The sequence below is a fragment of the Massilia sp. Masssp94 genome, assembly GCF_059491305.1.
Genome location: NZ_CP168501.1, coordinates 4764357 through 4778499, shown reverse-complemented (window position 1 = coordinate 4778499; position 14143 = coordinate 4764357). Strand labels below are relative to the sequence as shown.

The 14143-nt window shown below is 69.5% G+C and carries 17 protein-coding genes; 11 read left to right on the top strand and 6 right to left on the bottom strand.

Features of this window, described 5'->3' with window-relative positions:
- Positions 1-69 precede the first annotated feature (69 nt).
- Positions 70-1497: a methyl-accepting chemotaxis protein gene (locus ACEN9G_RS21110; protein WP_483126917.1), complete on the bottom strand. Its 1428-nt coding sequence runs from the start codon at positions 1495-1497 to the stop codon at positions 70-72.
- 242 nt (positions 1498-1739) lie between these two features.
- Between ACEN9G_RS21110 and ACEN9G_RS21105 the strand changes: the two genes are divergently transcribed.
- From ACEN9G_RS21105 to ACEN9G_RS21085, 5 genes are all read left to right on the top strand, one after another.
- Positions 1740-3242 carry an ATP-binding protein gene (locus tag ACEN9G_RS21105; RefSeq protein ID WP_483126916.1) on the top strand — a complete coding sequence of 501 codons (1503 nt, stop codon included), beginning with the start codon at positions 1740-1742 and terminating at the stop codon, positions 3240-3242.
- Positions 3239-3916: a response regulator gene (locus ACEN9G_RS21100; RefSeq protein ID WP_483126915.1), complete on the top strand. Its 678-nt coding sequence runs from the start codon at positions 3239-3241 to the stop codon at positions 3914-3916. The genes ACEN9G_RS21105 and ACEN9G_RS21100 overlap by 4 nt, the downstream gene beginning before the upstream one ends.
- A gap of 88 nt (positions 3917-4004) precedes the next feature.
- Positions 4005-4448, top strand: coding sequence for a hypothetical protein (locus ACEN9G_RS21095; RefSeq protein WP_483126914.1), 444 nt, complete (start codon positions 4005-4007; stop codon positions 4446-4448).
- 43 nt (positions 4449-4491) lie between these two features.
- Entirely contained in the window at positions 4492-4689 is a 198-nt protein-coding gene (locus ACEN9G_RS21090; RefSeq protein WP_413345408.1) for an oxidoreductase-like domain-containing protein, read from the top strand.
- Positions 4686-5201 (top strand): arsinothricin resistance N-acetyltransferase ArsN1 family B, encoded by a 516-nt coding sequence (locus tag ACEN9G_RS21085; RefSeq protein WP_413345406.1) that lies wholly within the window; start codon positions 4686-4688, stop codon positions 5199-5201. The genes ACEN9G_RS21090 and ACEN9G_RS21085 overlap by 4 nt, the downstream gene beginning before the upstream one ends.
- Here ACEN9G_RS21085 and ACEN9G_RS21080 read toward each other — a convergent pair.
- Genes ACEN9G_RS21080 through ACEN9G_RS21070 form a run of 3 tightly spaced genes read right to left on the bottom strand, consistent with a single transcriptional unit; the run spans position 5198 to position 8156 of the window.
- Positions 5198-5515, bottom strand: a complete 318-nt coding sequence (locus ACEN9G_RS21080; RefSeq protein WP_413345404.1) for an ArsR/SmtB family transcription factor — start codon at positions 5513-5515, stop codon at positions 5198-5200. The genes ACEN9G_RS21085 and ACEN9G_RS21080 overlap by 4 nt on opposite strands.
- A gap of 35 nt (positions 5516-5550) precedes the next feature.
- Entirely contained in the window at positions 5551-6738 is a 1188-nt protein-coding gene (locus tag ACEN9G_RS21075) for an MFS transporter (protein ID WP_483126913.1), read from the bottom strand.
- Between the two features lie 11 nt (positions 6739-6749).
- Positions 6750-8156 carry an FAD-dependent oxidoreductase gene (locus tag ACEN9G_RS21070; protein WP_483126912.1) on the bottom strand — a complete coding sequence of 469 codons (1407 nt, stop codon included), beginning with the start codon at positions 8154-8156 and terminating at the stop codon, positions 6750-6752.
- Between the two features lie 113 nt (positions 8157-8269).
- On the opposite strand from ACEN9G_RS21070, the gene ACEN9G_RS21065 reads away from it, so the two are divergent.
- Genes ACEN9G_RS21065 through ACEN9G_RS21045 form a run of 5 tightly spaced genes read left to right on the top strand, consistent with a single transcriptional unit; the run spans position 8270 to position 11448 of the window.
- Positions 8270-8584 carry an ArsR/SmtB family transcription factor gene (locus tag ACEN9G_RS21065; RefSeq protein ID WP_413343905.1) on the top strand — a complete coding sequence of 105 codons (315 nt, stop codon included), beginning with the start codon at positions 8270-8272 and terminating at the stop codon, positions 8582-8584.
- Between the two features lie 17 nt (positions 8585-8601).
- Positions 8602-9081: an arsenate reductase ArsC gene (locus ACEN9G_RS21060; protein ID WP_413343907.1), complete on the top strand. Its 480-nt coding sequence runs from the start codon at positions 8602-8604 to the stop codon at positions 9079-9081.
- Positions 9081-10361: an arsenic transporter gene (locus ACEN9G_RS21055; RefSeq protein ID WP_483126911.1), complete on the top strand. Its 1281-nt coding sequence runs from the start codon at positions 9081-9083 to the stop codon at positions 10359-10361. The genes ACEN9G_RS21060 and ACEN9G_RS21055 overlap by 1 nt, the downstream gene beginning before the upstream one ends.
- Before the next feature lie 11 nt (positions 10362-10372).
- Positions 10373-11080 carry an arsenical resistance protein ArsH gene (gene arsH, locus ACEN9G_RS21050; RefSeq protein WP_413343909.1) on the top strand — a complete coding sequence of 236 codons (708 nt, stop codon included), beginning with the start codon at positions 10373-10375 and terminating at the stop codon, positions 11078-11080.
- A 35-nt stretch (positions 11081-11115) separates the two neighbouring features.
- On the top strand, positions 11116-11448 hold the full coding sequence (locus tag ACEN9G_RS21045; protein ID WP_413343911.1) for a DUF421 domain-containing protein: 333 nt from the start codon (positions 11116-11118) through the stop codon (positions 11446-11448).
- Between the two features lie 3 nt (positions 11449-11451).
- On the opposite strand, the gene ACEN9G_RS21040 is transcribed toward ACEN9G_RS21045, so the two are convergent.
- Positions 11452-12414, bottom strand: a complete 963-nt coding sequence (locus ACEN9G_RS21040) for a hypothetical protein (RefSeq protein ID WP_413343913.1) — start codon at positions 12412-12414, stop codon at positions 11452-11454.
- Between the two features lie 175 nt (positions 12415-12589).
- On the opposite strand from ACEN9G_RS21040, the gene ACEN9G_RS21035 reads away from it, so the two are divergent.
- Positions 12590-13186, top strand: a complete 597-nt coding sequence (locus ACEN9G_RS21035) for a CHRD domain-containing protein (RefSeq protein WP_483126910.1) — start codon at positions 12590-12592, stop codon at positions 13184-13186.
- 25 nt (positions 13187-13211) lie between these two features.
- Here ACEN9G_RS21035 and gluQRS read toward each other — a convergent pair whose 3' ends face one another.
- Positions 13212-14105 carry a tRNA glutamyl-Q(34) synthetase GluQRS gene (gluQRS, locus tag ACEN9G_RS21030; RefSeq protein ID WP_413344230.1) on the bottom strand — a complete coding sequence of 298 codons (894 nt, stop codon included), beginning with the start codon at positions 14103-14105 and terminating at the stop codon, positions 13212-13214.
- Between the last annotated feature and the right edge of the window lie 38 nt (positions 14106-14143).

Below are 14143 nucleotides of genomic sequence, written 5' to 3'. Positions count from 1 at the left end.
GATCCAAGTTCTGCATGTGCAGCGATAGCGCGTGCAAATTGGGTTCCCGCCTGCGCGGGAACGACGTGTTTAGAGTTTCGACGAATCGAACCCGACCCGCACCGCCCCCCAATGCCGGCCGCCGATCTCGAGCGGCATGGACAGGTCGTTGATCACCTCCCCCGTATCGCGCAGATAGGTCTGGAACAGGAACGGCTTGCGGTTCGCGGCCAGCTTCGCGCCCACCGGGTCGTCGAAGATGCGTTTATTGCGGCAGTAGACGAGATCGTGGTCGCGCCGGCCCGTCGGGGTCTGCGAGAACTTGCCGTTGTGCGTGGGCGCATAACCCTTGTTGTCGACCGCCAGCGCATACGTGCACCCCGGCAGGTCGGACAGGACGCGGTCGTACAGCGCCTGCAGGTCGCGCTCGACGGCGCGGTCGTAGCCCGTCGTGAAGCGCGGCGGATCCGAACCTTCGATCGGCCGGTAGGTCTGGTCGAAGATGTCCACGCCGCGCGCCAGGTGGCCCGCGAGGCAGCGGCCGACGGCGTCGCGCAGCTGCGTCGTCGCTTCCACGAGGCCGTCGAACGTCGTGCCGCCCGTGCGGAACTCGGCCAGCACGCCCTGCATTTCCTCGGTCGTCGCGCGCACTTCGTCGACGCGGCGCGACGCGTCGGCCATCGATTTACCCGTCTCCGACGCATTCGTCGCCATGTCCGTGACCTGGCGGCCGATCGACTGGCTGATGCTGTCCAGCGACTGCATCGCGACGGCCATCTCGTTGACGGTGCCCGTCATGCGCTCGAAATCGGCGACGAAGGTCTTGAAGTGGCCGGCGGCCAGGCCGACCTCGCGGGCCGACACGTTCACGCCTTCCAGGATCTCCTGGGTGGCGCCGGTGGTCGACTCGACGAGCGTGCGCATCTCGCTGTTGACGCCCGCGATCTTGGTCGTCTCTTCGTTGACCAGCTGCGACAGGCGCCGCACCTCGGCCGCGACGACGGCGAAACCGCGGCCGGCTTCGCCCGCGCGCGCCGCTTCGATCGCGGCGTTGATGGCCAGGAGGTTGGTCTGGTTGGCGATGCGCTGGATGATGCCGCCGAACTCGCTGATCGAGCGGGCATGGTGGTCCAGCTGCCCGACGGTGCGCGCGAAACCATCCACTTTTTCCTCGATCGCGCGCATGCGCGCTTCCAGGTGCGACAACTCGTCCATCGACGCGCGCGCCACGGCCAGGTTACGGCCCGCCGTCCCCGCGATGTCGTCCGTACCGGCCTTCACGCTGGCCGACAGGGCCGTCACCTCGCGCGCCGACGCCGCCAGCTCGCGCGACGCGGTGTACTGCTGGCGCGCCTTGTCGAGCGACTGGTCGACCTCCTTGCGCAGGCGCGCCGCGTTGATCGCCGTGCGGATGCTGCCGTCGCGCGCATTCAGCACGAGGCTGCGCACGCGGGCCGTCATGCCGGACCGTCCGGTTGGCGCGAACGCCGACGCGGACGGTATGAGCGTCGTTTTCAACCAATTCAACATAACTTGTCTCCCGGGTAGTCGGCTCTATTGGTTCACCGGCCGATTTTTTATTAGAGGAAAATATAGCTGCATTCTGGACACATGTCATCATTCGCGAAAAATCAATAGGCTGTCCAGCCAAATCGGGTAGACGCGCGCTATCACGTCGTATTTACCACACTTAATTATCCTAAAATGTCTCTTCGCCAATTCCTTCCCATTCCGCCTTGAAGTTCTCGATCGGTCATCGCTTGTTTGCCTCGGTCCTGCTGGCGATCCTCGCCGTGGCCGCCTGCGCCGTATTCCTGCTGCGCCAGAACGTGGTGGCCAGCTTCGGCGACTACGCCGCCGGCATCGAACTGGACCGCCTGGAAGAGCTGTCAACCACGCTCGCGCGCCGTTACCGCGCCGGCAACGGCTGGGGTTTCATTCCCGCCACCGACCGCCAGGACTGGATCGCGCAGGAGCTCGCGCGCCTGCAGCGGCTGCGCGAGGATGGATTACCTTCCGTCACGCCGGTCGCGCCCGTGCCCCCTGCGCCGCCCGCGCCGCCCGCACCGCCGGCCCCGCCGCTGCCGCCGCTGCCCGGCCCGCGCGTGCATGACGTCCCCGTCGTGCCCGGCCTGCCCGAGGTTCCAAACCGGGGCCCGCTGCCGCTGCCGCTGGCGCGCCGCGTCTCGCTGCTCGACGCGCGGGGCGCGTGGCTCGCCGGCCGCCGTCCGGGCCCCGACGCCGCCACGGTCCGGCGCGCGGTGGAGGTGAATGGCCGCACGGTCGGCTACCTGGCCGTGGTCCGCGACGCCCGTCCCGGCGACGCGCTGGGCTATGCCTTCCTGCAGCAACTGACCAGCAGCCTGTGGCAGATCGTCGCGCTCGCGGTGGCCCTCAGCGCCGTCGCCGCCATGCTGCTGGCGCGCCACTTCCGCAGCCCGATCCGGCAACTGGCGGCGGGCAGCCGGACACTGTCCGAGGGCCATTTCGACCTGCGCCTCCCCGCGCGGCGCAGCGACGAACTGGGCGACCTCGCGCGCCACTTCAACGCCCTCGCGGCCCGGCTGGCCGGCGCGGAGCAGGCGCGCCGCCAATGGGTCGCGGACACGTCGCACGAACTGCGCACGCCGCTGGCCGTGCTGCGCGCCCAGCTGGAAGCGCTGCAGGACGGCGTGCGCAGCGCCACGCCGGACACCCTCGACGCGATGCTGCGCCAGGTGCTCGCGCTGAATAAACTGATCGACGAGCTGTACGCGCTGGCGCGCGCCGACGTCGGCGCGCTCGAGTGCAAGCCGGTCGCGCTCGACCTGTGGACGCTCGCGTGCGCCGAGGCGCGCGGCTTCGAGGAGCGCTTCGCGCAAGCCGGCCTCGCGCTCGATCTCGGCCCCGGCCCGGCCGCCGCGCAAGTGATGGCGGACCCCGACCGCATGCGCCAGGTGCTCGCCAACCTGTTCGAGAACAGCCTGCGCTACACGGCGGCCGGCGGCCGCGTCCACCTGCATGCGCATGCGGACGGCCGCGGCATCCGGCTGCACCTGGACGACAGCGCGCCCGGCGTCCCGGACGACGCGCTGGCGCACCTCGGCGACCGTTTCTATCGGGTGGACGCGTCGCGCAGCCGCGCCCACGGCGGCGCCGGCCTCGGGCTCGCGCTGTGCCGGCGCCTCGTGGAAGCCCAGGGCGGCACGCTCGCCTTCGCGCACGCGCCGTCCGGCGGCCTGCGCGCCACGATCGCGCTGCCGCGCGCGGGCGACCCGGCATGAGCGGGCGCATCGTCATCGTCGAAGACGAGCCGGAACTGGCCGCGCTGGTGGCCGACTATGCGCGCGCGGCCGGCTACGCGGCCGAGGTGTTCGAGGACGGCGCGGCCGCGCTGGAGGCGTTGCGGCGCGATCCGCCGGCGCTGGTCGTGCTGGACCTGATGCTGCCGGGGCTCGACGGGCTGTCCCTGTGCCGTGCGCTGCGGGCCGATGCGAACCCGCTGCTGGCCGACCTGCCCGTCGTGATGGTGACGGCGCGCGTGGAAGAAATCGACCGCCTGCTGGGCCTCGACGCGGGCGCCGATGATTACCTGTGCAAGCCGTTCAGCCCGCGCGAACTCGTCGCCCGCATCAAGGCGATCCTGCGCCGCGCGGGGCGTCCCGCGCCGGTCGTCGCCGTCGACACGCTCGCCCGCCGCATCGCCGTCCACGGCAAGCCGCTCGACCTGACGCCGACCGAATACGGCATCCTGGCCGCGCTGGCGCGCCGCCCCGGCCAGGTCTTTTCGCGCGCCCAGCTGCTCGACCTCGCGCGCGAGGGCAACGCGAGCCTCGACGTGACGGACCGCGCCATCGACACCCACGTCAAGAACCTCAGGCGCAAGCTCGACGCCGCGCTGCCGGGCGTGGACGCCATCCGTTCGATCTACGGGCTCGGCTACCGCTTCGATCTTTGACAGGCGATCTTCATTTTTTCTCCACAATCGGCATGCACGATACCGACATGGCCCGCCGCGTCGTGCGGGCCACGACAAGGAGAAGACTATGAAAGCCACCACCCTCGGCATCCTGCTGGGCGCCGTCATGCTGCCGGCGCTGGCGCAGACCACGGACGAGCACGTCCACGTGAGCATCCACTGCAAGACGGCCACCGGCAAGTGCAAGGCCCCGCCCGTGCCCCCTGCCCCGCCAGCGCCTCCCGCGCCACCGGCCCCGCCCGCACCGCCCGTCCCGGACGTGGGCGAAGCCGGCGTCCCACCCGCGCTGCCGCCCATCCCGGCCGTGCCCGGCGTCCCGGCCGTTCCCGCACCGCCGCCGCCACCGAAGTTGCCGCCGGTCCCGGCCGAGGCGCACGCGGCCTGCGCCGGCAAACCGGCCGGCAGCGCCCTCACATGGGACCTGGGCGGGGGCGAAGTGATGAAAGGCGTCTGCACGAAGCGCAACGGCAAGACGGTGTTCGTGCTGCGCAGCTATGAGCTGAACGGATAGGCCTACTCGACGCGCGGGGCGCGTTTGCGGTATGCTGCCCCGCATGTCCGATCCCGTCACACCCCTGCCCGACCCGCGGCCGCTGCCGCCCATCGAACCCGCGCTGGAAGATTGCTGCGGCTCCGGCTGCCCGAACTGCATCTTCGACGTCTACCAGATGCTGCTTGCCAATTACAAGGAAGCGCTGGCGGCGTGGGAGGCGCGTCGTCCGGACCTTGCCGGGCAGGAGCCGCAAGCATGACGGCCACCCGCATCCGCCCCGCCACGCCCGCCGACGCCGCCCGCATCTGCGCCATCTACAACCACTATGTCACGACGACGACGGTCAGTTTCGAGGAAGACGCGGTGAGCGAACCGGAGATGGCCCAGCGCATCGCCGACGTCGGCGCCGCCGGCCTGCCGTGGCTCGTGCTGGAAGTCGACGGCACGCTCGCCGGGTATGCGTACGCGACGAAGTGGCGCGTGCGGCCGGCCTATCGCCATTCGGTCGAGAGCACCGTCTACCTGGACAAGGATTGCACCGGCCGGGGGCTGGGGCGGGTCCTGTACGGCGCGCTGCTGGACGAGTTGCGCAAGCGCGAACTGCGCCTGGTGATCGGCGGCATCGCCCAGCCGAACGCCGGCAGCGTCGGCCTGCACGAAGCGCTGGGCTTCCGCAAGGTGGCCCACTTCTCGGAAGTCGGCATGAAGTTCGGCCGCTGGGTCGACGTGGGTTATTGGGAACTGAACCTGGCCAGGGACGGACAGGGTTAAAGTGCCCCGATCGCCTGCTTGAGCTGCTGCAGCCGGTCCCGGTTGACGCAATAGCAGACCCGTTGCACGTCCGCCGAGCCTTCGATCAGGCCGGCCTCCTTCAGGATCGTGACATGCTGCGAGATCGTCGACGGCGCCAGCGGCAACACGTCGGCCAGGTTCCCGAAATAGCACTCGCCGTGATCGATCAGGTGCCGCAGCAGCTGGACGCGCGCGGGATGCGACAGCGCCTTGCACATGCGCGCGAGGTCGTCGGCATCGAATTCCGTCGTACGGGCGCGAGCGGTCGCCGGGGGGCAGCAGGACTTGGACATGGTGCGTTCGTGGTTGGGCGAACGCAGGATAGACGTCAGGCGGGATGCTTGTCAAAAGTTTTGTCCGGCGCGACTGCGCGCAGGTAGAACGCGAGGGACGCGAGCGACATGGCCAGCAGCGCGGCCAGCAGCAGGGCGGGACCGTCGGCGCGGCCCAGCAGCGCGGCCGCGATCAACGGTCCCGCCGCCTTCGACAGCAATGCCGGCCCGGCCATGGCGCCCGCGATGGCGCCGTAGTGGTCGCGGCCGAACAGCGCCCGCGGCAACGATCCGCGCAGGATCGTGAGGACGCCGTTGCTCAACCCATACAGCACGCAGAACGCGGCCACCGCCCAGGCCTGCGCACCGCCCAGCGCGATGACGGCCAGGCCCGCCGGCAGCAGCGCGAACGTCACCTTGCCGACCGTTTGCGGTGCCGTGTGCCGCGCGAACGCCATCTCGCCCACGCGTCCGGCCACCTGCATCGGACCGATCAGCGCGGCCAGCAGCACCGCAGTCTCCCTCGCCTGGCCAAGACGTTCGAACAGCGTAATCAGGTGGACCGCCAGCGCCGAGAAGACACAGGTATTCGCCGCGAATGCCAGCGCCAGCGTCCAGAACGCGGGATGCCGCACGGCTTCCGCCAGCGTGTGTCCGCGTGCCGGACCGACGCGTGTCACTGCGGGCGCGCTGGCGCCAAGGCCCAGGTGCAGCGGCATGCACACGACGAGTTGCACGATCCCGTACGACAGGTACGTGTCGCGCCATCCATGCGACGCCTGCAGCCACGCCGTCAACGGCCAGAACAGCGTGCTGGCGAAGCCGCCGAACAGCGTCAGCGTCGACATGGCCTGCCTTGCCCCGCTATCGAGTTGCCGCTGGATCGTCGCGAACGCGGCTTCGTACAGCGTCAGCGCCATCGCCAGGCCGACCAGCGTCCAGGCGGCGTAGTACGACACCGCGCCCGTGCAGCGGCCGAGCCAGGCCAGCCCCAGGAAACACAGGAACGAGCCGCCCGCCATGATGGCGCGGCCGCCGTAACGGTCCAGCAGGATGCCGACCGGCGTGGCGGCCAGCCCGGCGACGAGCAGCGCCCACGAGAACGCGCCGAACACCACCTCCGGCGCGAGGCCGAGGTCGCGCCGGATGCCGGGCGCCAGGATGGTGAAGGCGTAATACAGCGAACCCCAGGACACGATCTGGGTCACGGCGAGGATGCCGACGGTCGTCGATGGGCGGCGCATGCGGACTCCGGTCAGGCGCAGCAGCCCGTCGGGGCGGGATGACGGCAACCGCACGCACCGCCCGCGGCCGGCGCCGGCACGCAGCAGGCGGCGGCCGCCGCCGGGGCCACGCCGCAGCACCCGTCCGCCGGCCCTGGCGCGGCGTCGTCGAAGGCCAGCCGCGTGTTGCAGACGCCCGTTTCCGGCAGGTCGAGCTGGACGTCGTCGGCGGCCGCCAGGTCGCCCGCCAGCGCGGCGACGACGGAACGCACCTGCTCATATCCGGTCGCCAGCAGGAAGTTCGGCGCGCGGCCGTAACTCTTGGCGCCGACGACGTAATAGCCGGGCTCCGGGTGCGCCAGCTCGCGGTGTCCGTGCGGCCGGACGGTGCCGCAACTGTGTTCGTTGGGATCGATCAGCGGCGCCAGCGCATCCGTGCTCTCGAGCCAGGGATCGTGGCGTACGCGCAGTTCCCGGCCCAGGCCCAGGTCGGGCCGGGCACCTGCCGCGCAGACGATCCGGTCGATGCCGTCGATCACCGGCACCGTGCCGTCCACCGGGGCCCCCGTCACCCGCAGCCGCCCATCGATTTCGTCCAGGGCCTGGATGCGGAAGTCCTGGCGCAATACCAGGCCGCCCGCGTCGCGCAGGGCCTTGAGGCGCAGCCCCAGCTCGCCGCGCGCCGGCAAGCCGTCCGCGGCGCCGCCGCCGAATACCCGGTCGAGCCGGCTGCCGCGCGTTGCCCAGACGATGCGCGTTGCCGGGTCGTCCTGCGCCAGCCGGGCCAGCGCGAGCAGCGTGCCGGCCGCGGAGTGTCCGGCGCCCACGACGAGGATCCGCTTCCCCGCGAACCGGGCGCGAGCGGCCCCCAGCACATCGGGAATGCCATAATCGATGCGAGCGGCCAGCGCCGCTTCGCCAAGCGCGGGAATGCCGTCCGCCCCCAGCGGGTTCGGATGCCACCACGTGCCGGTCGCATCGATCACCGCGTCGGCCAGGTACGCGCGCGGGCCGGCGGCCGTGTCGGCGCGGATGACGAACGGAGCACGCTCGCGGCCCTTCGTTTTCACCTTGTCGAAGCCGACGCGCGTGAGCGCGGTGACGCGGTGGCCGAACAACAGGTGCGGCGCGATCTCGGGCGTGGCGGCCAGCGGCGCCAGATAGTCGTCGAGCAGTTCGCCGGCGGTCGGCAGGGCGTCGGGAGCCGGCGCCGTCCACCCGTGGCGCTCCAGCAGCTGGCGCGCGGCCTTGTCCACGTCGTACCGCCATGGCGAGAACAGGCGCACATGCCGATAGGTCGCGAGGTTCGCGCCCGGCGCCGCGCCCGCTTCGAACACCAGCGGCGCCAGGCCGCGCGCGACCAGGTGGGCCGCGGCCGCGAGGCCCACCGGACCGGCGCCCAGCACCGCGACCGTTTGTTGTCGTTCGTTCGTGTCCATTGTCGTTCTCTCCTTTATTCGTTATTCGACGAATACAGAATAGATTCCCGCACTCGACCATGTCAAGTCATTTCGACTATAATCGAAATATCGAATTGAAAATCGGAGCGACCATGGACAACAAGGAAGCGGTGGCAGCCCTCGCCGCCCTCGCGCAGGAATCGCGGCTGGCGACCTTCCGGCTCCTCGTGCAGGCGGGGCCGAACGGACTTGCGGCCAGCAGGATCGCGGAAGCGCTGGGCGTCCCGCCCTCGTCGCTGTCGTTCCACCTGAAGGAGCTGACCCACGCCGGCCTCGTCGTCCCGCGCCAGGAGGGCCGCTTCGTCATCTATGCCGCCCGCTTCGACGCGATGAACGCCCTTGTCGGCTTCCTGACCGAAAACTGCTGCGGCGGCACGCCCTGCTCGCGCGACACCTTCTGCTGCTGACTCCCATGACCATGACCATGAACGTACTCTTCCTCTGCACCGGCAACTCTTGCCGCTCGCTCATCAGCGAAGCCGTCTTCAACCACCTGGCACCCGCCGGCTGGCACGCCGTCAGCGCCGGCAGCCACCCGACGGGACGGCTGAACGCACGGGCACTCGCCCTGCTGGCCGCCAAGGGCATTCCGACCGACGGCTATTACAGCAAGTCGTGGGACATTCTCCCCGTCACGCCGGACATCGTCGTCACCGTGTGCGACAGCGCGGCCGGCGAAACGTGTCCGGCTTACCTCGGACAAGTGCTGCGCACGCACTGGGGCGTGGAGGATCCGAGCCACGTGACCGGCACGGAGGACGAGATCGGCGCCGCGTTCGAGGAGGCCTACGCGATCCTGCGTGCCCGCATCGAGGCCTTCCTGGCGCTGCCGCTCGACCGGCTGGCCGGTGACCGCGCGGCATTCAAGGCGGAACTTGATCGCATCGGCGTCCTCGCACCGTGATGCTGCCGGCGCTGCTCATCTTTCTCGCCACGCTGGTCCTCGTCATCTGGCAGCCGCGCGGTCTCGGCATCGGCTGGAGCGCCGCCGCCGGCGCCGCCGTCGCGCTGCTCGCGGGCGTGGTCCGCGTGGACGACATCCCGGTCGTCTGGCACATCGTCTGGAACGCCACCGGCGCGTTCGTGGCCATCATCGTCATCAGCCTGCTGCTCGACCGCGCCGGATTCTTCGAATGGGCCGCGCTGCACGTGGCGCGCTGGGGCGGCGGGTACGGCCGGCGGCTGTTCGTGCTGCTGGTGCTGCTCGGCGCGGCCGTCGCGGCGCTGTTCGCGAACGATGGCGCGGCGCTGATCCTCACGCCGATCGTGATCGCGATGCTGGCCGCGCTGCGCTTCCCGCCGCGCGCCACGCTCGCGTGCGTGATGGCGGCCGGCTTCATCGCCGACACGTCCAGCCTGCCGCTGGTCGTGTCGAACCTCGTCAACATCGTGTCCGCGGATTATTTCGGCATCGGCTTCGCGCGCTACGCGGCCGTCATGGTGCCGGTCGATATCGTCGCGGTGCTGGCGACGCTCGCCGCGCTCGTCGCGTACTTCGGCCGCGACCTGCCCGCCCGCTACGACCTCGCCCAGCTCAAGCGCCCGCATGAGGCCATCCGCGACCGCGCGACCTTCATCGCCGGCTGGTATGTGCTGGCGCTGCTGCTGGCAGGCTTCTTCTGGCTGGAGCGCGCGGGCGTGCCCATCAGCGCGGTCGCCGCGGCGGGCGCCCTCGTGCTGCTGGCCGTCGCGGCGCGCGGCCATGTCATTTCCGTGCGCGCCGTGCTGCGGGGTGCCCCATGGCAGGTCGTCGTGTTCTCGCTGGGGATGTACCTGGTGGTCTACGGCTTGCGCAACGCCGGCCTCACGGACGGCCTGACGGCGCTGCTGGCGCGCAGCGCGGCGCACGGCACCTGGGGCGCCGCGCTCGGCACCGGATTCGCGACCGCCCTGCTGTCTTCCGTCATGAACAACATGCCCACCGTGCTGGTCGGCGCACTGGCGATCGACGCCGTTCCCGCCACCGGCGCCGTGCGCGAGGCGATGGTGTATGCCAACGTGATCGGCTGCGACCTCGGTCCGAAGATCACGCCCATCGGCAGCCTGGCCACGCTGTTGTGGCTGCACGTGCTGGCGGACAAGGGCATCCGTATTTCCTGGGGCCAGTACTTCCGCACCGGCATCGTGCTGACCCTGCCGATCCTGCTCGTGACGCTGGCCGCGCTGGCGCTGCGGCTTTCCTGACACGACCCATCATGGACAACCTGCCCAACATCGATTTCGAACGCCTCGACCTGCCCACACAAGCCAAGCTGGAACCCGTCGGCAGTCTCAATCATCCGCCGCGCATCCTGATGCTGTACGGCTCGCTGCGCGAGCGCTCGTTCAGCCGCTTCCTCACGTACGAAGCGGCACGCATCCTCGAACACTTCGGCGCCGACGTGAAGATCTTCGATCCGATGGCGTTGCCGATGGTCGGCAGCGTGCCGGAGACGCATCCGAAGGTCGTGGAACTGCGCGAGCTGTGCCTGTGGTCCGAGGGCCAGGTGTGGTGCAGCCCGGAACGCCACGGCGCCGTCACGGCCGTCATGAAGAACCAGATCGACTGGATTCCGCTCGAACAGGGCGCGGTGCGGCCCAGCCAGGGACGCACGCTCGCCGTGATGCAGGTCTGCGGCGGTTCGCAATCGTTCAACGTGGTCAACACGCTGCGCCTGCTGGGACGCTGGATGCGCATGTTCACGATCCCGAACCAGTCGTCGGTGCCGATGGCGTACAAGGAATTCGACGACGCCGGCCGCATGCGCCCGTCCGCCTACTACGACCGCCTCGTCGACGTGATGGAGGAACTCTACAAATTCACGCTGCTGCTGCGCGGCCGCACGGACTACCTGACCGACCGCTACAGCGAACGCAGCGAACGGGCGCGCAAGGCCATCGACCGGCAGATCGGCAAGCTGTAGGGCGCACAACGTTCCCCAGCGAACAGTCAACCGCTGTGTCGAACGGCTTGTCGGGCGGCGACGATTCCGTCAGCGGCGGCCTGATCATCGCGGCCACGCTGATCGTGCTGAACGCGGGTATCGGGATGCTCGCAGCCAACAGCCATCGCATGGAATCCCTGCTGGACGGCGACTCGCTGCTCATCGGCCGCGATGGCGTGTTCTTCGACAAGGTCCTGCGCCGCAATCGCGTGGGCGAGTCGGACGTCCGGCAGGCCCTGCGCCAGGCCGATTGCGCGCAGCACGAGATGCAGTGCGCCTTCCTCGAGGCCGACGGCAGCATCACGATCATGAAGCGGCCGCTGGCCACGGATCCGGTGCGCACCTGACCATCAAAACGCGTAGCCGGCGCCGAGCAGGAACACGTCGGAATCGCGCTCGTAATTCGTGATGACGCGGCTCCACGTGAGCTGGCCGCGCCAGTGGTCGTCGATGCGGTAGCGCATGCCGATCGACGCGATCGGCGCCACGTGGTTCTCGCGCGCCGCGTGGGGATCGGTGCGGTCGAGCTGGTCGCGCATGGCGTAGGCGCCGAAGCCCATCTCCAGCACGGTGCGCTCGGTGAACGGGCGCAGCAGCCACACCTGGGCCGAGACGCCCTTGCGCTCGGCCGCGTCCACCTTCCCTTCATTCATCAGGATGACGCTGCCCTCGACATTCGGCGTGAACGTGCGCCGATACTCCAGGCCCGTCGACGTCGACGTCTCCGACTTGAAGCTGTTCACGATCGAGCGCCCCGTGAGCAGCATGACGAGGTTGTCGCCGCGGTCGGCGTTTTCCAGCCGGATCGGGCGCGGCACGCTGCCCAGTTCGTAGCCCATGCCGACCATCAGCATCGAGCTGTCGTGCGACGCGATGCCGTGCGTATGCGACAGGCGTGCCTCGACGTAGGCGCGCGAATGCAGGTGGTAGACCGCGTTCACGCTCATCAGCTGGCCCCAGCCGTGCTCATTGCGGTAGTCGCCCAGGGAGCCGTTGCCCGTCGTCGTGTCGAAGTAATAGTAGGGACCGAAGCCGGCGCCGAACGACCAGCCCCGTTGCGGGACGGCCGTATGCGCCCACAGCTGGGCGCCGAGACCGTCGCGGTGGTGGAGCTTCGGATGGCCTTCGTTCAGGTAATCGGCGCTCACCGAGAAGTACTTGTGCAGGTGCTGCGTATAGCCGACGTTGACCGCGAACGAGGAATTGCCGGCATCCGTGTCGGCGCGCATCGCACCGGCCAGCAGGGACGCGTCCTGGGCGTGGGCGATGGAGGAAATAGTGAGAAGCGTAAAGATGCTGTAAAGATAGCGCATGAATGATGTCAATTAGGATCAGTTGCCGATTATGCCAAGCTTTCCTAATCTCAGTCGCCCGCGGGCACTATCTCAACCGTATGGTGTGAGGCCGCCCATGTCTTCAGTGCTAAGTTTTTAGTCAGCACCCCAGGACGGGGTGCGCGCAGGACTTTTGTTTAACAGGAGGTACTCCATGAAACGTGTTCTGTCCGTACTCGCACTGGCAGCGGCATCCACCGCCGTCGCCGTGCCCGCCGGCGCCGCGCCGGCCGACCCGAGCTACCGGGCCGTCGCCACCGGGGCGCTGGAAATCCCGCCCAACCCCTCGCCCGGCACCAGCCTCGTGACGATCGACCTGGGCGGGAAGGAAATGTTCGTCGACATGCCGTTCCGCGACCTGGACGGCACCACCACGGATGCCCATATCCATTGCTGCACCGGCACGGCCTTCACGGGCGTGGCACCCGTGGCGGTGCCGTTCCAGGACTTCCCGATGGGTGTCACCGCGGGCACCTACAGCAAGGCCATCCCGCTGGATGACGCGATGTCCTACGATCCCGCCTTCGTGAGCACGCACGGCGGCACGGCGTCGAGTGCCGAAACGGCCCTCATCGACGCCATCAACGCCAACGAGGCCTACGTCAACATCCACACGAGTCTCTATCCGAACGGGGAACTCCGCGGCTGGCTGGTGGCCGCACCGCCCGTGCCGGAGACGGCCGAGTGGTCGATGCTGGCCGTGGGTCTCGCCGGGTTGATGTGGATGAGCCGGAGACGGCCGATGGTGTGAGATGGATGGTTGATGCGGGGAGGCATCAACTTACATGCAACGCCGCCCACGCGGGCACCGCGACCCGCCAGAATGCTTCCAGCGACCCTGGCTCGCCCACTTCCAGCCCGAGAAACCCCGCCGATTGCCGCAACGCGGCCACTGCAGCTTCTTCGTCCCCCGGCCGCACGGCCAGCGCCCCCGTCTGCTTCGACAGTTTTTCGCCATTCGCATTGCGCACCACCGGCACGTGCAGGTAGCGCGGCGTCGGCACGTCCAACAGCCGCTGCAGGAAGATCTGGCGCGGCGTGGAATCGAGCAGGTCGGCGCCGCGCACGACGTCCGTCACGCCCTGCTCCGCATCGTCCACGACGACGGCCAGCTGGTAAGCCCAGTAGCCATCCGCGCGCTTCAAGACGAAGTCGCCCGACTCGCTGGCCAGCCGCTGCGTGACGACGCCGGCCACGCGGTCCTGGAATGTGATCACGTCCTCGCCCGCCTCCGACACGCGCAGGCGCAGGCTGCGCGGACTGCGGCCCGGCGCGAGGCCGTGGCGGCACGTGCCCGGGTAGATGGCGGCGCCGTCGGGCGCGACGCCCAGGCGCGAATCGGCGATCTCGCGGCGGTTGCAGCCGCACGGGTAGACGTGGCCGGCGAGGCGGTCGTACGCGGCCTCGTACAAGTGCTTGCGGCGGCTCTGCCACACGACCTCGCGGTCGGACTCCATGCCCAGCCGGTGCAGCAGGTCGAGGATCTCCCCGGCGGCGCCGGGCACGCTGCGGCCCTCGTCGATGTCTTCGATGCGGATCAGCCAGGTGCCGTGGTGGGCGCGCGCATCCAGATAACTGGCCAACGCGGCGACCAGCGACCCCGCGTGCAGCGGGCCCGTGGGCGATGGAGCGAAGCGGCCGACGTAGCCGCCGTTGGATCGGGTGTTCATCGGCGCAACCATAACATACGCCCCTGCCTTGATCCATA